Raw genomic sequence first — 23,042 nt, 5'->3', positions numbered from 1 at the left:
GAAATTCGGGATGGAGCGGGTCGTCGCGCTGGCCATCACCGGATTTGCCGCGATCACGCTGATGCTGACCGGCGTGGTCTGGGCCGGGCTTGATGCGCTGCCGATGGTGATGGCGGGGCTGTTTCTGGCAAATGCCTGCCTTGGGCTGGTGATCCCGACCGCCATGGTGATGTCGCTGGACCCGCATCCGGACATTGCCGGGCTGGCCTCGTCCATCGGAGGCACGGTCCAGATGCTGACGGGCGGGCTGATGATCGCCGTGACCGGGCCTTTCATGGACAACAATGCCGCGACGATGGTTGCGGCCATTGCCGCCTGTGCCTGCCTCGCCTGGACGGCTGCGGCGTTGTCGCTGCCCCGCCTGCGCCTGCGGGTCGCGTGACAGCGGGGGCCTGCCGCCGATGGCGCAGGCCCTGACGTCACCCACCCTCATCGCACCAACCATGCCATGGGGAACCAGAAACGGATCGACGGCTTCATATGTCGTGGCATATCCCTGTCTCAGGGGTCCGGCAGTGGTCGCAACGCGGTCGCGCTGCGCATTGAAACCGGGGCATCGGGATGTCACCTAAGGGGCCAACATGAAGGAGTTCATCATGCTCAGTAAATTCGTTGGCGCGGCCATCCTTGCCAGCGCTCTTGCCGGTCCTGCGATTGCCCAGAACACCGAGACCCTGCGCGTTGGCATGTCAGGCGGATATTTCCCCTTCACCTTTGTCAGGCAGGACGTGCTGCAGGGGTTTGAGGTCGATGTGATGAATGCGGTGGGCGAGGAAGCCGGGATCGATATTGCATTCGAGACCATGTCCTTTTCCGGTCTGATCGGCGCGCTTGAGGCGGGCCGGATCGATACGATCGCCAATCAGATCACCATCACCCCCGAGCGCGAGGCGCGGTTTGTCTTTACGCAGCCCTATGTGATCGACGGCGCGCAGGTCGTCACCCGCGAGGGCAATGACGAGATCAACGGCGTCGAGGATCTGCGCGGCAAGACCGTCGCGGTGAACCTTGGATCGAACTTCGAGCAGTTGCTGCGCGAACTGCCCTTTGCCGATGACATCCAGATACGGACCTACGAAGCCAATATCGAACAGGATACCGCATTGGGGCGCGTGGATGCGTTCGTGATGGACCGGGTCTCGTCCGCGCAGGTCATTCAGGAAAGCCCGCTGCCGCTGCAACTGGCCGGAAGCCCGTTTTCTGAGATCCGCAATGCCCTGCCTTTGCGCGACGACGATGAGGGGCGGGCGATGCGCGATCGTCTGGATGCCGCGCTGAGCGCCCTGCGGGACGACGGCACCCTGGCCGAAATCTCGCAAAAATGGTTCGGCAGCGATATCACGAAACCGGAGTGATCTGATCCATGCGGGCGCTTGATCTGGACTATATGCTGGGTCTTGTGCCCGTGATTCTGGGCTATGTGCCCCTGACGCTGTTCATGGCGACCGTGGGCATGGCGCTGGCCCTTGTGCTGGCGTCATTGCTGGCGGTGGAACGGGTGGTCAGGATCCCGGTGCTGGACCAGATCGTGGTGGTCTTCATCAGCTTTTTCCGGGGCACGCCGCTGCTGGTACAGCTTTTCCTGTTCTATTACGGGCTGCCGCAGGTCATGTCCTCGCTGACCCAGATCAACGGCGTGACGGCCGCGATCATGGGGCTGACGCTGCATTTCTCGGCCTATATGGCCGAAAGCATCCGTGCCGCAATCGCCGGTGTGGACCGCAGCCAGTGGGAGGCCGCGCAATCCATCGGCATGACCCAGACGCAGATGATGGGCCGGATCGTGTTGCCGCAGGCCGCGCGCATCGCGGCGCCGACGCTGGTCAATTACTTCATCGACATGATCAAAAGCACCTCGCTGGCCTTCACCCTTGGCGTCACCGAAATGATGGGCGCGGCGCAGAAAGAGGCGGCGGGCAGCTTTCGCTATTTCGAGGCATTCCTTGTCGTCGCCGTGATCTACTGGGTGCTGGTGGAGGCTCTGAGCCAAGGGCAAAAGCGTCTCGAAACCTATCTGAACAAGGCCTATGCACGATGATCAGGGTCAAGGGGCTGACCAAGCATTTCGGCGCGGCGCCGGTGATCGACAATATCGACCTGACGATTTCCGAGGGCGAACGCGTGGTCGTCATCGGGCCTTCGGGAACAGGAAAATCGACATTGCTGCGGTGTCTGAACTTTCTGGACCGGCCCCAGACCGGAACGATCGCCATCGGCGATCTGACCGTGGATGCGGCGTCCGTGTCCCGGCGGCAGATCCTGGCGCTGCGGCGCCGCGTGGCCTTCGTTTTTCAGAACTACGCGCTCTTTGCCAACAAGACGGCGAAGGAAAACATCATGGAAGCCCTTGTCACCGTTCAGAAGCGCCCGCGCGCCGAGGCCGAAGCGCGCGCGCTGGCGGTGCTGGCAGAGACGGGCCTGAGCGACAAGGCCGACAGCTATCCTGCCGCACTGTCGGGCGGTCAACAGCAGCGTGTGGGCATTGGCCGCGCCGTGGCGCAGGGCGCGGATCTCATGCTGTTCGACGAGCCAACGTCGGCCCTTGACCCCGAATGGGTGGGCGAGGTGCTGGACCTGATGCGGCGGGTGGCAGAGCGCAGGCAGACCATGCTGATCGTCACCCATGAGATGCAGTTCGCCCGCGAGATTGCCGACCGCATCCTGTTCATGCACAGCGGAAAGATCATCGAGAGCGGCCCCCCCGATCAGATCTTCGGAGCCCCAAAGGACGAGCGGCTGCAACGCTTTCTCAAACGGGTCGGAGCCTGACGGCCCCCGGCGGGGACAGCGCCGTCGAAAGCACAGTCGCGGCCAGCGGCTTCTGCTGTCGGGGGCGGACCAGCCCATGCCAGTTCGCAGGCTATTGGGGACGCAGGTGGATGGCGACCGTCGCCCCTCCGCCTTGACGATTGCTCAGCTCCAGTTGCCCGCCATGGGCGACGGCAATGGCCTGAACGACCGACAGGCCCAGCCCTGTCCCCCCCGTCGCACGCGACCGGGAGGCATCGCCCCGCCAGAACGGGTTGATCGCAACCGCGTCCATGTCCTCGGGGAAGCCGGGGCCGCGATCCAGCACGCGGATGAACGCGCTGCCGTCCGCCAGCAGCCCGGTCTCGACGCGCAACCAGCCGCCGCTTGCCGCATAACGGCCCGCATTTTCCAGAAGCGCCAGCATGGCTTGCCGGATCCGCGACGGGTCTGCGGATATCCAGGCGGGCCGCAGGTCAGTCTCGACCACCAGCTTGCTGGCCTCAAGCATGGGTCTGGACGCCGACAGACCACCTTCCACGACCTCGGCCACGTCCAGCCACTGGCGCTGCATCACCAGCTTCTGGCCGATCGCCAGCGACAGGGTGCGCAGATCCTCGACGATCCTGCCCAGACCTTCGACCTGCAGCAGAAGTTCGGGCACGATCTGCGCATCCATCGGGAACACGCCGTCACGGATCCCCTGCAACGCACCGCGCAGAACCGTCAGCGGGGTGCGCAGCTCATGCGCGATCGCCATATTGTTGAAGCGCAACCGCTCCTCCATCCGGTCGAGGCTGGTCGCAAGCGCGTTGAAGGTCTCGACAAGGCTTGCGACCTCGCGCGTGCTGCTGGAGGGGGCGGTGACGCGGGCGGAAAAATCGCCCGATTTCAGGGTTTCGGCGGCAATGGTCAGATCTTCGAGCGGTCGGGCGATCCGCTGCGCCAGACAGATGCCGATCAGGGCGCAGATCAGCGCCGAAACCAGACCACAGACCAGTGCGGCAACCTGAATCTTGAGATCCACCGACGCCGTCTGCGCGTCCATAAGCTCAACGAGCGTCCGGAGAGAGTCTTCGTCCGGAACCCGCCCCTCGTTCACCAGCCGGTAGGCGGCTGCGGCGTTTGGCGGCAGGCTGCGGTGGATGTTCTCGTCAAGATAGGCGGAATACCAGGTGACACCGACATAGGCCATGCCGACGCTGAGAACCAGCATGGTCGCGATGGCCATGGCGGTCAGCGTGGCAAGCGGCAGGGCGCGGAATTTGCGGAGGCTCATTGCGGGTCGGACAAACGATAGCCGACGCCGCGCACGGCCGGGAAAAAGCCGGTCTCGCCCATCTCTTCCAGCTTGCGTCGCAGGTTGGAGATATGCGTGTCGACCGTGCGCACCAGCGCGTCGCTTTCCGGCAGGCAGGCGTCGAGGATGTCGGCGCGCCCGAAGGCCTGCGTGGGATGGCGGATCATATGCGCCAGAATCCGGAATTCGCTGAGCGTCAGGGACAAGGCTGTCCGCTGCCCGTCCCTGTTGACAAAGGCCGCATAGCTGCCGAAATCCACCTCGATCGCCCCAAAGCGACGGATCGACCCTGTCCGCTGGTCCTGGGTCCGGCGCAGGACGGCCCTGACCCGTGCGACGACCTCCTGCGGGTTGAACGGCTTGACGATATAATCATCGGCGCCCAGATGCAGCCCGCTCAGCCGGTCGATGTCATCGGCAAGGGCCGAGACCATGATGACCGGCGTGAAACCCGTCTGCCGGAGGCGGGCCAGCACGGCGAAACCGTCCATTTTCGGAATGCGGATGTCCAGCAGCACGATATCGGGCTTCAGAAGCGCGTGATGCTGCAATGCGGTTTCGCCATCCGAGGCCTGCACGGTGCGGAAGCCGTCACGCCGCAGATACCCTTCAAGGATCCGGGCAATCGCCGGCTCATCCTCGACGACAAGAACAAGGTTGTTCTCCATATCAATGCCGTGCCGCCATCATCTGTTCCCCGTCGCGCGTCAACACGCCGGACGATACGGGCTCGGACAGGTCCGGACAATCCTTCGCCGGGCAGAGAACCGTTTCCGGACAGCGCCTTGATCCGGTCTTCACCGTTTCTTGACAGTTGCGGTCCAGTCAGCGCCTCCGCCATCAGGAGAGACCGGCATGCAACGAACTGTTCCGGGCGACATGCCCAAAACCGCCGCCAATGGCGCGCGCCATGACACCCGGACCGGCACCGGGCGCGCGCCCGGCATCATCACAAGATCCATCGTCGGGCTCAGCTTTCTCTTCATGGCCTTCCCGGCAATTGATCTGGCGGTATCGCGCCGGGTCGCGCAGGGGCCGGTCTTCGTTCTGGCCGAGCACCCGTTTCTGAAGGGGCTGCGGGAATTCGGCCTCCACGGCCCGGTCTGTCTTGTCGCAGCAATGCTGCTGCTGTTGGGCCTGCACGTCCTGCTGCCGAAGCGATACGCCTTCTGCCCACCCCACAAGCCGCTGTTCGTTCTGCTAAGCTATGCCGCCGGTCCGGGCCTTGTCGTCGAAACCCTGAAACCCCTGATCGGCCGTGCCCGTCCGCGCCAGCTGCTTGAATTCGGCGGCACTGCGGATTTCACGCCGGTCTGGCAGTTTTCCGCGGCCTGCGCCCGGAACTGTTCCTTTCCCTCCGGAGAGGCATCGGGGGCTGCGGCTGCGCTGTCCCTTCTGGTTTTCGTTCCGGCAAAGCAGCGGTGGATCGCGGCGGCTGTTCTGACGCCCGTGTTGATGATGATCGCCTTCAATCGCGTGCTCTTTGGTGCACATTTCCTGTCGGACGTCGTCCTCGGCTGGCTTCTGACCATGCTGGCAATGGCCTGGATCTGGAAATGGACAGAAGTGCGATCGAAGCGCATCGACACGTTCTTCTCGAGGACCCGGCCCTAAGTGGTCAGTCACGGCATCTGGTGGATCGGGTTTAAGATGAATCTGTCCGGCGCGGATGACGATGGCCGTTCCGGCACTGCTGCTGACGGTTTTCGGAGGTGCTTTGGCGCGAGATGCTGCGATGACCGCGACATGGGGTCTGATCTTTGCCGGCGGGCCGGTGTCGTGGTCGATCTGGATCACCCGTGCTATGCCCGATCAGGCCGAAGCGGGCGGCAGCCTGATCGTCGCCGCCATCAACTTTGCCATCGCGGCGGGGGCTGCACACGGCGGTGGTCTGCCGGAGATCTGCACCGGCAGGACAACACCGCCACCTTCCGGCGCATCAGGCGTTTCATCCGCTGCAGGGGAAAAGCGAGGGACCTTCAGCCATTTGAAAATCAGGTTGGCGTTCATCGCATGGCGACGTGCAACCTGCGCGACAGACACGCCCGGTGCCAAAGCCTGCACACAGATCAACCGCTTCTCTCCGTCAGCCCGGAACCGCGTCTTCGGCCCCTTCTTGCCCGCCATGGAGTGCCTCAAGATGTCCGCTATCCACGGTGAACACTATCAGCCGCGGACCCCGCCCGTCAGAGCGGGGACAACGGACGGATACGCTGCACCTGTCTGGACTGGAGCCAGAGGCGGCATCATCTTGCCGGGCAGGTTGGCAAAGCGGTGTTGGATCGCCTGTTTGCACTGTCATGGGCACGGAGGTTGCCGTCATCACGCGTCGTCAGTTTCAGCCCGCAGGGTGAGCGACGCTTTCGAACGTGGCTGCGACAGCTGAATTTGGCCTTATTCCGGATCGGACAGGCGGTCGCGAAACCAGCTGGCAAGCTCGGTCTCTTTCAAGACGCCACCCGCAACGTCTTCCATGGGACGGATTGCGTCGAGAGGGTCGAAATCAAGGCGGTAGCCGTTATCGGTCAGAAACAGGCGTGCCGCGATCCAGGCGGTGCGCTTGTTGCCATCCACAAAGCCATGAGTCTTCGCAAGGCCGTAAGCATAGGCAGCGGCCAGATCGGCCGCATCAGGCGCACCGTCATGCGCGAGATTGACCGGCCGGGCGAGCGCATTGTCGATGCCGCCGGAATCGCGAACACCCTCGGGGCCACCATGTTCAGCCAGTTGCCGGTCGTGGACGGCGTTGATCACGGCCGGGTCGATCCGGCGCAAGGCCGACGTGCAGACACTACCAGCGCAGGAACCGCCGCCCCGCCCACGCCCCGGCCACAGCGCATGTCACAATGGCCAGCCCGTACCAGAGGGTGAAGAACAGCGGCGAATCCTCGTTGCAATGCAGCGCGTAACCCGCCGCCGCGCCCGCCGAGACGGCGATGCCGATCAGCCCGCCGGTCAGCCCCGGACGCGTCGCCGCGCCGCGCCGGAACAACGCAATCCCCGCGATGATCGCCGGGGCCGACAGTCCGGTGATCGACAGCAGGCAGGCGCCCGCAGTCTGGCCCATCATGGCGGGCAGAACCGCCTCGGGCGGGGTCTGGACCAGCCGCCCGGCGAACAGCGCGCAGGCCAGCGCCACCGGCACCAGCAGCGGCCACAGCACCAGCCCCGCACCGGGCCGGGCCGAGCGCAGCGCCAGCCACAGCGCCAGACCGGCCAGCGCCAGCGGCAGCAGCGTTTTGGCCAGAACCAACGGCGCCGCCAGCGCCGCGACCAGATCGGGCCGGGGCCCGATGATGGCCACGAACAGCGCCACCGCCAGGGCCACCGCACCGCTCAGCGCCACGGCCATGACACCGGCAGAAAAACGTGGCGGCGGCGCGCTGGCGGCCAGCGCACGGATCAGGTCTTCGGTTGTGCGAGACGTGCTCATTTCATCTTCTCCGCAAGGTCGGACAATCGCCTGAGGGCGCGGTGCAGCGCCACGCGGGCCGCACCCCCCGACAGGCCCAGCCTGGCCCCCGCATCATCGGCGCTCTGCCCCTCCAGCCGCACCGCCCGGACCAGCGCGGCCGAGCGGCTGTCGATCAGGCCCAGCATCCTCTCGGCATCGCGGGCGGCAAGGGGCGCGGGCGCGGGCGCGGCGATCAGCACATTGTCGAAATCCTCGATCGGCAGATGGATCGCCGCGCCCCGCCTGCGGAAGGCATCGACCACTTTGTGACGCGCCACCGCATAAAGCCATGGCCGCACCGGCGCATCCCGCTGCCAGCTCTGCCGCCTGAGATGGATGGCCAGCAGCACCTCTTGCAGAATATCCTCGTGCTGATCGGGCGGCAGGCCCCGCCCCCGCGCCCGGATCAGACCGCGCAGCACCGGCGTCACCTCGGTCAGAAAGCGCAGGAATGCCGCCGCGTCGCCATCATTGGCGCGCGCCAGCAGCCCCTCCCAACTGGTGTCGCGGTCCAGAGCGGCCTCCCTTTCCGGCTGCGTGCGCCTCAGCTTAACCCGTCCCGCCGGGGTCGGACAATGCCGGTGCCACAGCAGGTCGGGCGCTAGGGTCACGACCGCGCCGCCGCCAGTGCCGTGTCAAACAGCGCCTTGATCTGCGCGCGCCCGGTCCCGGCGACGATGCGCCCGATCTCGGTCTCGCCCCGCAGCGCCACCAGGGTCGAGCGTCGCGGGATCGCCAGCGCGCGGACCAGATCGCCCCGGCGGTGCTGGTCCCAGTCCACGATGATGACGCGGATCGCCTGGCCATAGGCCGGGTTTTCCGCCATCAGCGCGGCCATCACCCGTTCCTGCGCGGCGCAGGTGCTGCACCAGCTGGCCCAGAAATCGAGGATGATCACCTCACCCGCCGCCATCGCTTCCTCGGCCATGCCGGGGGTGTAAAAGACCCGCTCATCCGCCCCTGCCGCAGGCGCCCGGCCAGCAGGCAACAGGGCAAAGCCCGTGGCTGTGACAATTGTGGCAGCGGCCGAGATCAGCAAGGCTCTGCGGCTGGGTTTGTGGTTGGGCTTGTGGTCCATAGGATCCTCTGCGTTCAGAATGTTACGGAAAGGTCGATCAGCCAGGCGGGCAGCCAGCGGATCAGCGCGGCCTCGGCCCGGTGGTGCAGGCCAAGGGCCAAGGCCAGCCCGACCGCGACAAAGGCCAGCCCCATGCCGGGGCGGGCGCGGGCCGCCAGCCCCGCCAGCACGCCCGAATTGCGGCGCATCCAGCCGCGCAGCCCATAGCCCGCCGCCAGGATCAGCGACGAGACACCAAGCGCAAAGGCCAGCATGACCGCCCCCGCCTGTGCCAGCGCCAGACCCTGTCCCTGTCCCTGACTCGCGCTGGCCAGCGCAATCGCGGCGCCAAGCGTGGGCCCGATACAGGGGCTCCAGACCGCGCCCAGCAGCACGCCGCCGGTGAATTCGCGCCGCAACCCGGCGGGCGGGCGCGCGGCCCCTTGCTGCGGTATCCCGCCCTGCTGCATCCGCGCATCCGCCGCCATGGCCATCCCTGCCGTGGCGCGGGCAAAGCGCCGGTTCAGCGCGGGCAGCAGCATGACCGCCCCGAAAGCCACCATCGCCAGCGCCGCGATCCGGGTCACGTCCTCGGGCATGACTCCAAGGGCGGGACCGAGGGCCGCGACCCCAAGGCCAAGGGTCACGAAAGACAGGCTCATCCCGGCGGCCAACGCGACCGGCCCGCGCCGGTCGGCGCCAAGGCTGGCGGTCAGCACAATGGGCAGGACCGGCAGAACGCAGGGATTGATCAGCGTCAGCAACCCGGCGAGATAGGCAAGGATCAGCTCCATTTCAGCGCCTTTTCCCCTGCCCCGCCGGTCACTGCCCCGTCCGAACCTGCGCCGTCCGAACCTGCGCCGTCCGAACCTGCGCCGTCCGAACCTGCGCCGTCCGAATCTGCCCGGTCCAGCCCCCGCACGCTGCCAATGGGCAGCCCGGCACCATGGAGCCGGATTGCATTCGCCGCCCGCAGCGTCGTCAGCCGGGGTCTGAAAGCAATGCGGGGCGTCATCGCGGTCACGTCATTTTCCCTGTCAGCTCAGATAGGCGCCACCGCCTTCCGACAGGGCATGTCGCTGACCACGGCCCTGCCGTTACTCCGCTCGCGGTTTCGTGAAATTGCGGACCGGGCCGCGGACCGGGCCGCGTCACGTTGCGGAAGGACCGCGGCGCGCGCTGCCACTCAGGCTGCGCGCGCGGGCGGCCTGCGACAGATGCCGGACGAGCGGCGCTGTCCGGACAATCCCGGTGAGCGGCAGCAAAGCGCCAGTCAGCCGGGGAGAGTTATCCACATTTTCTGTGGACAGTTCCGGGGATGGACGCGAAGGTGCTGTTGCACATCAATCTGGCAGCCGCTCTTGTCCGCAGGCTTCGGCCCGCCCCGCGCCCCCCGATGAGCTGTGGGCCGCATGAGGGGAAGATTGATATGATCAGCACGGGTGACGCCATCAGAATTTCGTTCGAGGCAGGGCAGCCCGTCATTGACGCAGCCGCAATCGCTCCGTTGCTCGAGCTTGATGTTGTCAGCTTTCAGGTTCTCATGCAGGCCGGCGATATCGGGACCGGGGTCGAGCGGGGAACAGGCGCGGATCACGGCAGGCTGCGCCTGACGTTTCAGTCGCCAGAGTGGCGGGTCCGGCTGACCTGCGCCCAGGACGGTCAGGTGATTTCGGTGGCGCGGGTGAAGCTGACGCAGCCGGACGCCGCCCAAGATGCCGGGGAGCAGATGCCGGGGAAACGCGGCTGATAAAGCGGCATCCGTGGCTGCGCGCGGGGTGCCTCAGCCGCCCGGCCCCTCGGTGACGTCATAGGCCAGACGCGACCGGCTTTCGCCCCATGCGGCCGACACCCGCCGCGCGGTCCAGCGCTGAAGCGTACCCTGATCGTCGCGCAACAGCGAGGGGACACGGCGGACGCGGACACCTTCGCGGGGAACCTCTTCGTCGTGCAGATCATAGGGGCGCAGCGCCAGAATGCGGCCGCGCGACTGATCGTTGCCGTCAAAGCTGCCCTTGCGCAGGACAAAGCCGCCCCTGCCGCCATCGGGAACCGGCACCATCGGAATCCAGTGTTCGGGCGGCCGCGCCTCCAGCGTCCAGGCAAAATCGGCATCGGGATGGGGGCGGGCGTTGGCGATCACGGGCGGGCTTTCAGCCGCGCGGTCACGGGCCAGCCCGTCGGCGCCCTCGACGCTGCGCTCCACCGCCCAGACCACATTCGCGGTCTCGTCACGGGCAAAGACGACCTCTTCACGGGCCGCCGCGCTGAGGGCAGAGCGCCCGTTCGGCGTGATCAGAAAGCGGCGCTCAGCCCCTCTGGGCCCGTCCGTCTGGTAGAGGCGGAAGCGGCCCTTGCGCCGCTGATCGGTGGCGGCGTCCACCGTGACCGTCTCGCCGAAGGTGGTCAGATAGGTGACCGCAGTTACCTCGGCCAGCGTGCCGCGCGGCAGGTCGATCGGGGCGACCAGCCAGTCATTGCCAAAGATCGTCGCGTATTCCAGAAAGACCAGCCGGGCCAGATCGTTTGGCTGCACATCGGTTACACCGAAATTCACCATGCCATCCTCGAACTGCCACAGCCTGTTCGACGGCATCCCGCCATAGCGCAGCGGGGTCGCATGGACATGAGCGCTGTGAACGCTGACCGGGGCATCGGCTGTGACGCCCAGTCCTTTGCCCTCGGCCAGATCGACGCTGTACCATTCCACCGGACCGCCCAGATGGCACGGCGCCTCCAGCCGCCGGGCCCTGTCGCCGGAACCGGCCTGCAGGGCAAAGCGGTATTCCAGACGGTCGGCATGCCAGCTGTCCTCGATCCGCCCCAGCCGCGAGACGTTGCGCCGATACCAGCCCAGCCATTCCGTGGCGGCCTGACGGACGGCCACCGGTTCGCCCACCAGCCAGTCGGGCAGGTCCGGCCCTTCCAGCGACAGCGCTGCGCGTTCGGCGTCGGGCAGGGCCTGCGCGATGCGGGTCCAGACCGGATCAGGCCGCTGTGCCACGATGTCATCGGCCTGCAGATCAAAGGGGCACAGCACGCGCAGCTGATCCTCGCCCGCCCATCCCAGACCAGACAGCGCCGCGATCAGCGCCGAGGCCGCCTCGGCCCGGTCGCGCAGCGACGGCGGTGCCCATGGCTCGGCCTCGATTTCGGGCTCGAACACGGCACCGCCCGACAGCGGGCGGGGGGCGGCGTTCCGGTCCTGACCGCCCGCGCGCAAAGCGCACAGCGCCTGTGTCTGCGCGGTGATGCGGACCGAGACCGGCGTGCCGCAGTCTTCGCCCCTGAACTCTCCCATCTGCCACTGACGGCCCAGCAGCCACATCGGATCGTGGACCCCGGCTGAAATGCCCGGCTGGGGATCGCCTGACAGCGATTGCGGTTCCAGCCGCGTCCATGCGGGCGGGCGCAGCAGGATGCCCACCAGACCGCTGGTGTCGATAGCCGCGACCCGGACGGCGTCGAACTCGGTGTGTTTCCTGACCATCGCTAGACCTCGCGCAGGGTGGTGAAGTTCCGCAGCCCAGGGACCATGGCCAGGTGCGGCGCATCGGCGAAAATCCGCGACCAGTCCATGACCGGTTCGCCCTGCAGCGACCAGCTTTGGGTATAGATGGCCGGCAGGACGCGCGCGGCCAGAGGCAGCGTTTCCAGCGTGACCAGCCGCGCCTTGGCCAGATCCAGCACATCGGACAGAAAATCGCACAGCCCGTCTTCGGTCCAGCGCTTGCCATCGGGGGACAGGGCCAGCAGCAGGGTCTGCGGTGGTTCGGCACCCGGCGCGTCGGCATGGATCGCAACCCCGGCGGTGGTCTGGCTGACAACGGGGCCGTTGGGACCAAGCGGTGCGCGGCGGGCCATCGTCTCGGTCCAGTCGTCCAGCAGCAGGCCGGTGATCCCGGCGCCCGGATCCAGACCGTCGGGGGCATCCGCCAACAGCGACAGGATCGCGCCCGAGGGCGAGGGGCGGTCGGCGGGCAGGCCCGCACCGATCCAGTGATCGGGGGGATCGTCCCCGCCGCTGACCATCTGCCGGACCGCAAGCGAGGGGCGCTGCCCGCTGATCCCTGCCAGCAGGTTCAGCAACTGATAGCGTCCGATCACCGGCCGCACGGTTCCGGCATCCGTCAGAAACCGCTCGACCGCGCCGGGGGACAGATCGGCAAAGTCGCGGATCCCGATGGCGTCTTCGGGATCGGCGGGGGCCAGCACAAGTGGCAGCGGCATGTGAAACCCGGATCCGAAGAGGACAGTGGCCGCCGCCTCGATCCGGTCGGCGTCCGGCGCGGCCAGCATCCCGGACAGCCGCTCCAGCCGCGACACGCCCTCGGTCAGCGCCAGATTGGCGATGTCGGCCACCTCGGCCGAGGCCAGATCGGGCATCACGATCCCGAAATCGGTCAGCGACAGCAGGGCGGTCATCAGATCCGCGCGCAACACGTCCGGCGCATCCATCAGACCCTGCAGGACCACCAGCCGCGATTGCAGGATATTGGCCGCCGAGGTCAGCCGGGCGACCGCCTGCGGCACGGCGTGATCGGCGGTCTGCCAGTCGCTCAGGCCACCAGGCCCCAGCCCGGGCGCCGACAGCGGTCGGGCCGAGTCCAGCACATCCTGCAGGGCTGCGGCGGTCATCTCTGCCTCGGCCAGCGCCATATGCCCGGCGGGGATGCGGGCAGAGCCGGGCTGGATCAGCCCGGCCTCGGGGTTGGCCAGGGGCGCGCGGGCCCGCAGCACGCGCGAGACAAGGCCCGGATGCCGCGACAGGGCAGCAAAGTCCAGCGCTGACAGCCCGGTGTCGGCCATGCTGACAAGGCCGCCGTCGCGCCCTTCGCCCAGAACGATCCGCTGCGGCGATGGCAGCCGGCTGGCCGCCCACGCCTCCAGCCCGGGGCAGGCCAGAGCGCGGGGCACGGCGTCGTTCCACCCCCCCGAACGGGGCAGGACCGCGATCAGCCGGTGCGTGACCACCGTGCCCGGCCCGCCCGTCTGGATCACGTCCGGCTCGGCCGGCGGCGGAGCGTCGCCCTTGCCGCTGGCATCCATGACCGCCGAGGCCCGCGCCATGTTGCCATGCGCCATCTGATGCACCGATTCAGCCAGCAGCAGGTCCGCGACCGCGTCTGTGTCGTCATCGGCGGCCGCCACCGCCGCGGCAATGGCAGCGCTTTCGGCGTCAGTGGGGCCTTTCCAATGGGCCGGGTCGAGATAGTCGTTGCCCTCGGGCAGGATCGCGATTCTGGCAAGGATGGCCGCCGCGCCCTGCTGGCCCCGGATGTCCAGCAGCCGCAGCATGTCGGTGACATTGACCGCCGCAAGCGCCTGGCTGTCGGGGTCCGGGGTCGGTGCGCCCCCATCCGTCAGCCGCCCCGCGCGCAGCGGCGCAATGCCACGGAACGACAGGATGAAGCGGTCGCAGCCCGCCTCTGACAGACGGCGTTCGAAGTCGTAACCCAGCAGGGCGCCCAGCTCCTGCCCGTTGGCCACCCCTTCGATCAATGACAGGGCGCGGCGCACCCGCGCGCTGGTCAGGTCGATGGCAAAGGCACCGCCGGTCCCGTCAGACGGGTTGTGGGCCAGATAGGCCGACCGCAAAAGCCCTGCGGTGGTGGCAAGGTCCAGCCCGGGCGCGGCGATATATCCGCCATGGCCCGGCGAGCGGTCCTGCGGGGTCAGACCGAAGACCCAGCCGAAGGCGCCCACCGTGATCCCCTGCGGCTGCGCCTTGCGCATCCGTTCCAGCCGTGCCGAGGCCAGCGCCGCGATCCATGCGTCCAGCCGGTGGCTGGCGGTGTCCAGCGTCTCGGCCACCAGCAGCGTCAGATCCTGCCCGTCGGGCCCCTGCGCCAGCCCGGCCAGATCCCGCAGCCCGGCAATCATGTCGGCCAGCTGACGCCGGGCGCGCAGCAGGCGCAAGCCATGCCCGTATCCCAGCCAGTCGCGTTCCACGGTCGAGCTGGCGGACAGCGCCATCTCCGTCTCGGACCGGCGGAACATCAGCGGCGTCAGATCCCGCGCGATCCCGCCGGTCCCTGGCAGCGCAACAGAGGTAAATTCGCCGATCAGCGCGTCGTATTCGGACAGATCGGCGGGCTTGTCCGACATCACCGCGCCGATCACCCGTTCGGTCAGGCGGGTGTCGATCAGGGTCGTTGCCCGCAGCACGCCCGGCGTGTCAGCCGAGGGGCTGGCCTCGGCTTTCAGCCGCCTGTAGCCAAGGCTGATCAGCGCCTGAAATACGCTGGACACCGCACCTGTCGCCCGATCCTCGATCAGCGCCGTCGCAAAGGCGGCGTCACGGGCCGGGTCGGCATAGGGCAGAGCCACCGGACGCGATTCGGGATCAAGAGATCCGGCGCCATAGGTATAGGACAGCCCGCCAAGCGATTCCGCCAGCAGCCGGGTCAGCAGCGCCTCGACCGAGGCGGCATCCTTGCCCTGCGCGGTGGCCTTGTCGATATTGGCCAGAAAATCATGTCCCGCACATTTGCGCGCCCGCACCCCCCAGGAGACCGGCGACTGGCCGAATATTTTCAGGACATGCTCGGCAGTCGATCCGGGGCCCACGCGGGTCAGGTTGCCTTCCGCATTGAGCCAGTTGGGCCACAGCTTGCGCAGCAGGGCCGCGATCCCCGTCTCGGTCCTGCCGGCGCCAACAGGCTCGAAACGGCGTCCGAAGCCCGCGAACGCCATCACGCCGTAAGGCTGGTCGCCCACCGCGATCGCGGGAAGCGTGCCGCGCCCCCGGACATGAGCCTGATGAAAGCGGCGCACATCCTCGATGACTGCGGGGTCCAGCCTGCTGTCGCCCTGATCCAGCGTGTTCAGGAAATACCCCCAGGTCGCGGGCCAGAGTGCGGCATTCATGGCGCCTGCCGCCCCGGCCTCGCGCGCGTCCGCATGCCCCATCCCACCGGTCAGAGCATGCGCCAGTCCAAGAGCCGCCGCCAGCCGCGTGCCATTGCTGTCGGCGGCGGCGGGCGCGGGGGTCAGCGGGACGGGCGCGGGATCACGACGGCTTTTCCAGCCGCTGTCTTCGGATTCGGTGTTGTTCGTGGCCGTGCCCTGCGGCACGAAATGCAGGCCCGGCCCGGCGTCATGGGCTGCCATCAGCGCGGCCAGCTCAGAGGCGGTCTCGGCGGGCCTGCGGCTTTGGCAGACGCCATAGACCAGCAGGCTGTCCACGGTCACACCCGCCCCCGGCATCGGCACGTCGACGGCCATCCCCACCTTCAGCGCGGAGGCGTAATCGGCCAGCCACTCGGTCCCTTCCAGCATCGTCAGCCCGTCCCGATCGACCAGTTCCGAGCCGTCATCAGCCATAAGCCCGACGCGCAGTTCCGGATCGACGGCGCCCCCCCGCGCCCGGATGCGGCGGCCGTTCACCATCGCCGTGACGCGGAAATGATCGGGCAGCAGGCGCGGCTGCGAGGCCGTCTTGCGCAAAGCGTTCACGGCGGGGAATTCGGGCGCAACGCCGGTGCCGCGGGCGCCCGGATTCACCGGGCGCAACGCCCGCGCCACCAGACGCGCACGGGCGCGACCCACGGCAGCGACAAGCGTTCCCCAGGCCTGCGCGATCGGGCTGTCGTCGGGGGCTGCGAACAGGACCGACCAATAGGCCCGTGCGGCGGCCTCTTCTTCGGGGGTGACGCCGGGGTCGGTCAGGTCCATGTGGATGTCGTCGGGATAGATGCGCACGCGCAGCACGGGCTGCTGCCGCGCACCCTGGCCGGTAAACCGCGTCTCCAGCCGGACCGGGAACAGCAGCAGCGGCACCTCGGCCGGGGCGTCCAGTTCCATGCGGGCCAGCTGATCCAGCCGGTCGCGCAGCTGGCCGGTCAGTCCGGCACGGTCGCGGCCGGTCGCGGCCACCAGCCCGGCGGTGCGCTCGACCTCTTTGGCCGCGCGCAGGATTGCGGCATCGTCGCCCTTGCGCCGGGCCGCCGCCAGTGCGCGTTCGGCGGCGGCGGCCAGGACGCGCCCGGCATCCAGCTTGCGGTCGACCCCCGCAAGCGCCAGCCGCGCGCGCGCCAGTTCCGTCTGCGAGGCCTTCAGGGCATCAAGATCAATTGGCGGCATGGGTCACCCGTGGGTTCACAACGGCGTTGGGATCGACTCGATCAGCGTCTTTGCGCGCCAGGCCGCGCGGATGGGATTGGTCAGAAGCACGCGCGCGACGATGCCGGCATGTCCCGGCCACTGGACGGTTTCCGGCCTGCTGGAAGGGTCTGCGACGGACATCCTTTTCTGCGTGGTCAGGAAGCCGCCCGGCGGGATGGTGCCGAAATCGGCCCAGTCCAGATCGTTGCGCGCCGTCGAGACGCTGGCATTGCTCGCCAGACCAAAGCGGGGGGCAGTGGGATGCTGGGCCAGCACAAACCACCAGTTCTGTTGCGGATCGGCGATCTGTCCGGCCGTCAGGCCAAAGCCCACGACGACGTAATCGGGGTCCAGATGGGCGTGAAACAGGATCGGCGCCTCGGTCTGGTCCAGAAACTGGGGCGGTCCGTCGACCGGTCTGGCGCGCATCGCCGCCACGAAGGTGTCGGGAAAGCGGCGCAACAACTCTGCGCGCATGACAAGCGCCAGCGCGCCCGCCGCCCTGTCACCGCCGACCCTGAAATGCTGGCCGATCGAGCTGCGCGCAAAGCGGTGGATGGGCGATGTCAGCTCGTCCGCATCTGCGTCCCAGAACCGCCGGAAATAGGTGCCGCGCTGATCGGTGGGATAGTTGCGCCACAACAGCTCTCGTCCCATCTCATCCGAGGCGCCGATCAGGAAGCTTTCCGCAAACCTGGCATTGATCGACAGAAGGGTCACGAAATCACGCTCGGCGATGGTGCCAAGGCCCGGCACCAGCCAGTCGCGGTCCATGTCCGCCAGGGCCGAATACATGGGCCGGTTGAAGACGGGCGCCGCCATGATCGGCGCAAGGCCGAGGCGTTCGAACCAGTCCCCCTGCACAAAGCCCGGCCTGGTGACAAAGCGGCCGCGCAGCGCCGTGCGGGCGGTCAGCACCGGGTCGATCTGCGCCAGAAGGCCGGGGCGGGTCTGCATCAGCGGCCCCAGATCGACCGGGATCCGGGGCGGCTGTGTCAGATGGCCCACGATCTGCTGCACCTCGGACACGAAGCGGACCTTGTCGATCCGGTTCAGCCCGACCAGCGTTCCCGCAATGCCGCGCGACAGATCGCTTTCGAACCGGATATCGGCCGCCATTTCCTTGACGGCGGGCGCGACCTCGACCGGTCTGTCGAAAATGACGGGCCCCCGACGGGTGCCAGGCGGCCCCCCGCGGGTCGGCACGCCGCGCGTCGTGCCCAGGTTCCGTGCTCCGACACTGACCGCCACGGGGGCGGTGCGCAGCGCGATGTCCTGCCTGGCCACCAGCTTTTCCAGCCCGGTCATCCGGGTTTTCGCCCCCACAGCCAGCACCCCCCCGGCCATCTGGACCCCGACGGCGATCTGCGCCAGCTGTTCTGCCCCCGACACCCTCTGGCCCGCCCGCACCGGGGGCAGGCCCGCCCCGATCTGATCCAGCACATGAGCGCCGATGGCATCCCCGATCCGGGTCACCACGGGCGCGGACCACTGAGGTTCCTGCAGCCGGGTGATCGCTGTGCCGGTCCGGGCCAGAGTTGCGATCCTTTGCGCCAGCGCGGTGCCGGCGCGCGCCACGGGGACATTCATCACCCGTGCGATCAGCTCGGCCGGGAAAAAGCCGCGCCCGGCCTCGGACAACGAGGCGATCCCGTCGGGCAGGGTCACGGCGATGCGGTGATCACGAAATCCTGCGGCCCCCGCCACCACGCGGCCAAGTGCGGAGGCGGGCAGCCCCGCCCGGTGCGACAGCGGACCGTCCGGGCGCAGCATCCGCCGGAAGGCCGCCGCCAGCGTCGCGTCGGCGGTGCGGCTGAAGGTGACAGCCGCCGCCACGCTGCGCTGCGCGGACACGTCGCGGATGCGCCCATGCACATTGCGCGTGACCTGCATCAGGCGCCCCTGATCCAGCGGCTCAAGATGGCGGCGGGTGATCGAGACGTTGACCCGCTGCGCCAGAGAGGCCCAGGCGATGATCTGATTGGCCCGGCGGATCCCCTCGACCTGCGCCCAGGCCGCCTGCATCAGCTGTTCCTGATCCTTCTGCACGACGCGCGCGCCCAGGCCTGCAACGATGCGGTGCATCGGATCAGTGTTGAGCTGCGCGAACCAGTCGGCATCCGCCGCGCCGGGCGTGGCGAAGACATCCGCGATCCGGTTCGCGGCCCTCTGATAGCGTGCATAGAGCCGCGCGCCCACGCGGGGCAGGTCCGGCTGGTCCATGTTGGCCGCGTTCACGCGCTGGCGCAGCGCCTCGCGGCTGGCCTGCGGCCAGGGCTGCGGCGGCACCGGGCCATTGCTGGCGGGCGAATACAACGCGCATTCCAGAACCTGCACGCTGCCGTCGGCCCCCTCGGGCATGGGGGTCAGATCGCCGCCCGGACGCGACAGGTCGATCCGCAGGCGGCCGACATTCCACGGCGCGGCCACCCCCTTGATCCGTTCGGCCAGCGCGCGGAAATCGCCACCGGGCGCGGTGCGAAAGGACCAGTGGTCATAGACCGGCAGCCGGATGTCATCCAGATCGTCGCCCGGCGCACGGGTCCATGCGGGGTCCAGCGCGGCGGCGTCGGCGAGCGACAGACCCAGCCCGGCGGCGACACCCGCCGCAAAAGCCGGGACGAGGGCGGCGATATAGTCGACCCCGTCATCCAGACGGCGCGGACACAGAATGCGCGACAGGTTGGCGGGGCCATGATCGTCGGACAAACGTGTCTCCACCGTGTCCTGCCCCGGCCCACGCAACATGGGCCGGTTGCCGTCCATGGCGGCGCCCACGACCTGAGCGTGGCAGAACTGATGCGTGTCGGTCAGCGACTGCAGCTGGCCCTTGCGGGTCCACAGGCTGGCGGGGCGTTCCCCGTCGGACGGGGCGACATGGGACACCGCCGCCTCGCAGACCACCAGCGCAAGCCAGGGCGGGCAAGTGTCTCCCTCGGCGGGTCTGGGCGACACGAGCCACGGTAAATCGGGCCGTGCGAATTCGACATGCGCCAGATAGCCCTGTTCGGCATCGCCTGTTCCGGGGGCGGGTTCGCGCCGGATGATCTGGGCGGGATCAATCCCCGTCACATCGGCAGGACCGTGCAGCGTCAGGGAGCGGCTGACCTGATGGCGGGCGGCGGGGTCTGAGGAATCCAGCACGTCGACGGCGGCCGTGACCGTCGCCCGGCCCCGGATCGGTGCGCCCGCAATCGCTGCCGAAAGGCCGGTGCGCACAAAGGGCAGAAAGACGTAGTCGCCAAGGCTGATATCCTCGGGCCGGAAGGCCACCGCCCTCAGCGCCGCCGGGTTGGCAACAAAGGCGTTCCCGCTGCTGAACCTGAGACTGTCGACCATCACATGAACCCCGCTGCCATGCTTGCCAATCCGATGCCGTCGCGCAGCCCTGCCCTGACCACGGCGGCGGCGTCCGAGGCGGGGTGGCGGTCCATCACCCGCCCCATCGTCGCCGTCGACACCACGCCCACCTCGCCCCGGGGCGTGATCACCAGCTCTTCCGGGCGCGGGCCGGTGACGTAGGGATTGGCCCGCATCCCGCGCATCTTGGCCTGATCGGCCAGCACCTGCGACGACAGCTTGCCCAGCTTCCACTGCATCGGGGGCGGCGCGAAATCCTCGTTCGGGCAGACCGTGTTCCACCTGTAGGCGCAATGAACCCCGGTCGAGAAACTGGCCCCGCGCGTCGCCCCCATGCCAAGCCCCGAGGCGCGTTCTTCGAATTCGGGGCGCGCCAGCACCTCGGCAGTGGTCAGTTCCAGAAAATGGCCGGGCGCAAAGCGGTCGGTCAGGGGCCAGACCGCGCCCGCAGCCCCGGCCCCAAGCCGGGCATTGCCCAGATTGAGCCGCCGCCGGGTGCTTTTACCGGACCCGATGCGGTCGATGTCCATCTCCAGCGGCACGGCGATCTGGCGCAGCTGGATCTGCCCCACCGGATGATGCAGGTCGGCCGCGATGGTGGGCGCCAGCCGCAGCAGGGATAGCGCATCGGGTGGCAGCAGCGGGGTCCAGGCCTCGTCTGCGGTCAGGGCACTGGCGACCAGCGCCATCGGGTCCAGTTCGGGGGCGGGGGCCGGAGCCTTCTGGCCCCATTCGATGGGGCCGATATCGACCGGCACGTCCCAGAACAGGATCGTCACCTCGGCATAGCCCTGCAGCCGCCACGGCTTGTCGCCCGACAGCTCGCCCCTGAAGCGGACCCCGGCCAGCGTCTTGCCAAAGGCGGACACCTTGATGCCGGCATCAATCTGGATGATGAAATAGAAATGCGGCGACCACTGGAACAGCGCGTCCAGCTGCAGCCATGCCTCGGCCTTCGCAGGGGGCAGCCTTGCCACCAGATCCAGCCTTCCGCCGAACTGCACCGTGTTCGAGGTGATCGCGACATAGGCCTGGACACCGATCGTCAGCCATTTGACGGGCGGCGCGAACTTGATGGCCAGCCGGTCCATCGTGCCGATTTCGCGCGGCGCCTCGTATCCCGGGAAAAAGCCGCCGACGGACAGCACGAACGCCCCCTCGCCCGCCCATTTGATGAAGATGCAGATATCGCCCGTCACCTCCAGCGTGAAGATCCTGGACTTTGCCAGAGACACCCGGATCAGGAAGTAGTCTGCGGTGACCTCTCCGTAGAGCTCGGCGCGCAGGTCGACCACGCGCAGCTTTTCGTCCACATCCGCCGAGGGCACGCCGATCTGGACTGCGCCCAGCAGCACCACCCTGGGGTCGGGCAACGACAGAATGATCCCGACCCGTGCCTTGACGAACCCCGCCTGAGAGCCCCAGCCAAGTTCCGCGATGGGACCGATGACAAAGCCGCCCGCGCGGGGCGGAAACATCCGGCTCAGCTGGTTGAGCAGCTGCGGCGCCGCAGCCACGGGGTCCGAGGGGAACAGCAGCTGCCCGACGATGCCGTCCTTTAGCCCGGCGCGCAGTGCATCGCTGTCCAGACTGCGTTCGATGGCAAGGATGCCGCCCAGCCCCGACAGGGTAAAGCCATAGCCCAGCTCCAGCTTGGTGGGAAAACGCATACCGATGACAATGACCAGACTGAACGGATCGGTCCCGATCAGGCCAAAGGCCGTCACGCCGAACTTCATCACCTCCAGCTGAAGCAGGGCGCCGAATTCCTTGCGGACCTCGTCATAGCGCAGATAGCCGCCGCCCGTTACCAACGGCGTCTGCAGCCGCAGCCCCGCGCCGGACGGGGGCTTGGGGGTGATTTCGGGGGGGCCGCCGTCCACCCACCGCACCGACAGCCCGCCACCCTCGACCACCACCGCAAAGACATCGCCCAGCTTGCCCGCAACGGTGAAGACAAGATTGACCCGGTTGCGGTTCGCGGCATTGTCCTGAGGGGGCAGTTCGATGGCGAATTCCCGCAGTTCCACGCCGGGATAGGAAAAACGGACGGGCAGCGTCAGGCGCTTGTTCTTGCCCGACCCGAAGGTCAGCCCGTCTTTCGTGTCCAGCGTGATCGCCACCTTGTCGGCATCCGCTGCCGGCGGCTGGCCGGGCATGATCTTTTCCAGAAACGTGTCGTTGCGCAGTCCCGCCTTCAGCCTGGTCATGACCTCGATGCCCGCCTTGACGTCGGTCTTGTAGGTGAAGAAAGCCACGAGCGACGCGCCGTCGAATTCCAGCGGCGCCAGACTGCCGGGCCCGGCCGAAGCAAAGGCGATCTGCAGCCGCTTTTCGGCATAGTCCCAGTCCAGCTTGTCGCCGAACTTGCCGGCGGCGTTGTCGACGTTCAGGACCAGCTTGCAAAACGCGTCGATATTGGCCGTCGCCCCGCCCGAGGCATCACCCAGCAGTTTCCTGATGGGCGCGTGCATGCCGTTGATATCGGCCTTGATCTGTTCTGCCGACATGCTGCCAGCCGCCTTCTTCGACACCTCGTCGGCAATCTTTCCGATGGCGGTGTCATAGGCCGTCAGAACCTTGCCAAGCGCGGTCAGCGCCCGCAGCACCTCGCCCGCGCCGAAGGAATCGCGCGCCAGCTCTGCCGCCATTTCGGCAACCCCGGCCTTTGCGTCGGTGATTTCCCTGTCGATGGCGTTCCTGATTGCTTCGCCGACCGCGCCAAGCTGCTGCATGTCCGCCTTGACCGCCTCGAACGCGGTTTTGGTGGTGCCCGTCTTGCCATCAGCCAGCGACGTGATCAGCTTGCCGCTGTCAGAAAAACTGTCGCCCACCAGATCGGCGGCACGGGTATGGGCGAATGCAACAAACCCCCTGCCAAAAGCAGAGAATACATCAGCGGTCATTCGAAAACCCCCTTATGCGAGGATAAACATAATTCAACGGCGCCGGATGATCTGGATTGACGCTGCACCCGCATCACAATCCTGTCAACGATTCTTGGATGGGTTTTATTT

Annotated in this window: 17 protein-coding genes and 1 pseudogene; 6 read left to right on the top strand and 12 right to left on the bottom strand. The window is 67.6% G+C overall.

Annotation, left to right across the window (positions count from 1 at the left end; genetic code table 11):
• The 4 genes and pseudogenes from ACK41U_RS03290 to ACK41U_RS03275 form a co-directional block, all read left to right on the top strand.
• Window positions 1-382, top strand: a pseudogene (locus ACK41U_RS03290) (Bcr/CflA family drug resistance efflux transporter); the annotation flags it as partial.
• 199 nt (window positions 383-581) lie between these two features.
• Window positions 582-1,355, top strand: coding sequence for an amino acid ABC transporter substrate-binding protein (locus ACK41U_RS03285; RefSeq protein ID WP_409675875.1), 774 nt, complete (start codon window positions 582-584; stop codon window positions 1,353-1,355).
• A gap of 8 nt (window positions 1,356-1,363) precedes the next feature.
• Window positions 1,364-2,038 carry an amino acid ABC transporter permease gene (locus ACK41U_RS03280; protein WP_409675872.1) on the top strand — a complete coding sequence of 225 codons (675 nt, stop codon included), beginning with the start codon at window positions 1,364-1,366 and terminating at the stop codon, window positions 2,036-2,038.
• Window positions 2,035-2,769: an amino acid ABC transporter ATP-binding protein gene (locus ACK41U_RS03275; protein WP_409675869.1), complete on the top strand. Its 735-nt coding sequence runs from the start codon at window positions 2,035-2,037 to the stop codon at window positions 2,767-2,769. The genes ACK41U_RS03280 and ACK41U_RS03275 overlap by 4 nt, the downstream gene beginning before the upstream one ends.
• Window positions 2,770-2,860: 91 nt before the next feature.
• Here ACK41U_RS03275 and ACK41U_RS03270 read toward each other — a convergent pair whose 3' ends face one another.
• Together ACK41U_RS03270 and ACK41U_RS03265 are read right to left on the bottom strand one after the other, a co-directional pair.
• Complete coding sequence (locus ACK41U_RS03270; protein ID WP_409675866.1) at window positions 2,861-4,027, bottom strand: ATP-binding protein; 1,167 nt, start codon at window positions 4,025-4,027, stop codon at window positions 2,861-2,863.
• Window positions 4,024-4,716, bottom strand: a complete 693-nt coding sequence (locus ACK41U_RS03265) for a response regulator (protein ID WP_409675863.1) — start codon at window positions 4,714-4,716, stop codon at window positions 4,024-4,026. The genes ACK41U_RS03270 and ACK41U_RS03265 overlap by 4 nt, the downstream gene beginning before the upstream one ends.
• Window positions 4,717-5,032: 316 nt before the next feature.
• Between ACK41U_RS03265 and ACK41U_RS03260 the strand changes: the two genes are divergently transcribed.
• Window positions 5,033-5,662 (top strand): phosphatase PAP2 family protein, encoded by a 630-nt coding sequence (locus ACK41U_RS03260; RefSeq protein WP_409675860.1) that lies wholly within the window; start codon window positions 5,033-5,035, stop codon window positions 5,660-5,662.
• 198 nt (window positions 5,663-5,860) lie between these two features.
• On the opposite strand, the gene ACK41U_RS03255 is transcribed toward ACK41U_RS03260, so the two are convergent.
• The 6 genes from ACK41U_RS03255 to ACK41U_RS03230 form a co-directional block, all read right to left on the bottom strand.
• On the bottom strand, window positions 5,861-6,175 hold the full coding sequence (locus tag ACK41U_RS03255) for a transposase (protein WP_409675857.1): 315 nt from the start codon (window positions 6,173-6,175) through the stop codon (window positions 5,861-5,863).
• A 267-nt stretch (window positions 6,176-6,442) separates the two neighbouring features.
• Complete coding sequence (locus tag ACK41U_RS03250) at window positions 6,443-6,802, bottom strand: type II toxin-antitoxin system death-on-curing family toxin (RefSeq protein WP_409675854.1); 360 nt, start codon at window positions 6,800-6,802, stop codon at window positions 6,443-6,445.
• A gap of 37 nt (window positions 6,803-6,839) precedes the next feature.
• Window positions 6,840-7,481: an NrsF family protein gene (locus tag ACK41U_RS03245; RefSeq protein WP_409675851.1), complete on the bottom strand. Its 642-nt coding sequence runs from the start codon at window positions 7,479-7,481 to the stop codon at window positions 6,840-6,842.
• Window positions 7,478-8,113: a sigma factor gene (locus ACK41U_RS03240; protein WP_409675848.1), complete on the bottom strand. Its 636-nt coding sequence runs from the start codon at window positions 8,111-8,113 to the stop codon at window positions 7,478-7,480. Before ACK41U_RS03240 ends, ACK41U_RS03245 begins: the two co-directional genes overlap by 4 nt.
• Complete coding sequence (locus tag ACK41U_RS03235; protein WP_409675846.1) at window positions 8,110-8,580, bottom strand: thioredoxin family protein; 471 nt, start codon at window positions 8,578-8,580, stop codon at window positions 8,110-8,112. Before ACK41U_RS03235 ends, ACK41U_RS03240 begins: the two co-directional genes overlap by 4 nt.
• 14 nt (window positions 8,581-8,594) lie before the next feature.
• Window positions 8,595-9,353, bottom strand: a complete 759-nt coding sequence (locus ACK41U_RS03230; protein WP_409675843.1) for a cytochrome c biogenesis CcdA family protein — start codon at window positions 9,351-9,353, stop codon at window positions 8,595-8,597.
• A 524-nt stretch (window positions 9,354-9,877) separates the two neighbouring features.
• On the opposite strand from ACK41U_RS03230, the gene ACK41U_RS03225 reads away from it, so the two are divergent.
• Entirely contained in the window at window positions 9,878-10,309 is a 432-nt protein-coding gene (locus tag ACK41U_RS03225; RefSeq protein WP_409675841.1) for a DUF6522 family protein, read from the top strand.
• Window positions 10,310-10,342: 33 nt separating this feature from the next.
• On the opposite strand, the gene ACK41U_RS03220 is transcribed toward ACK41U_RS03225, so the two are convergent.
• The 4 genes from ACK41U_RS03220 to ACK41U_RS03205 are packed head-to-tail and all read right to left on the bottom strand — an operon-like array spanning window position 10,343 to window position 22,931.
• Window positions 10,343-12,049, bottom strand: a complete 1,707-nt coding sequence (locus ACK41U_RS03220; protein WP_409675838.1) for a hypothetical protein — start codon at window positions 12,047-12,049, stop codon at window positions 10,343-10,345.
• Window positions 12,050-12,051: 2 nt separating this feature from the next.
• Complete coding sequence (locus tag ACK41U_RS03215; RefSeq protein WP_409675835.1) at window positions 12,052-16,644, bottom strand: hypothetical protein; 4,593 nt, start codon at window positions 16,642-16,644, stop codon at window positions 12,052-12,054.
• Between the two features lie 15 nt (window positions 16,645-16,659).
• Window positions 16,660-20,004 (bottom strand): hypothetical protein, encoded by a 3,345-nt coding sequence (locus tag ACK41U_RS03210; RefSeq protein ID WP_409675832.1) that lies wholly within the window; start codon window positions 20,002-20,004, stop codon window positions 16,660-16,662.
• Window positions 20,004-22,931: a DUF6603 domain-containing protein gene (locus ACK41U_RS03205; RefSeq protein ID WP_409675829.1), complete on the bottom strand. Its 2,928-nt coding sequence runs from the start codon at window positions 22,929-22,931 to the stop codon at window positions 20,004-20,006. The genes ACK41U_RS03210 and ACK41U_RS03205 overlap by 1 nt, the downstream gene beginning before the upstream one ends.
• Window positions 22,932-23,042: the final 111 nt, after the last annotated feature.

Origin of the sequence: Paracoccus sp. (in: a-proteobacteria) (assembly GCF_046289755.1) — a bacterium.
In the GTDB taxonomy this organism is placed as follows: Bacteria; Pseudomonadota; Alphaproteobacteria; order Rhodobacterales; family Rhodobacteraceae; genus Paracoccus.
This window is presented reverse-complemented; position numbering and strand designations above follow the sequence as displayed.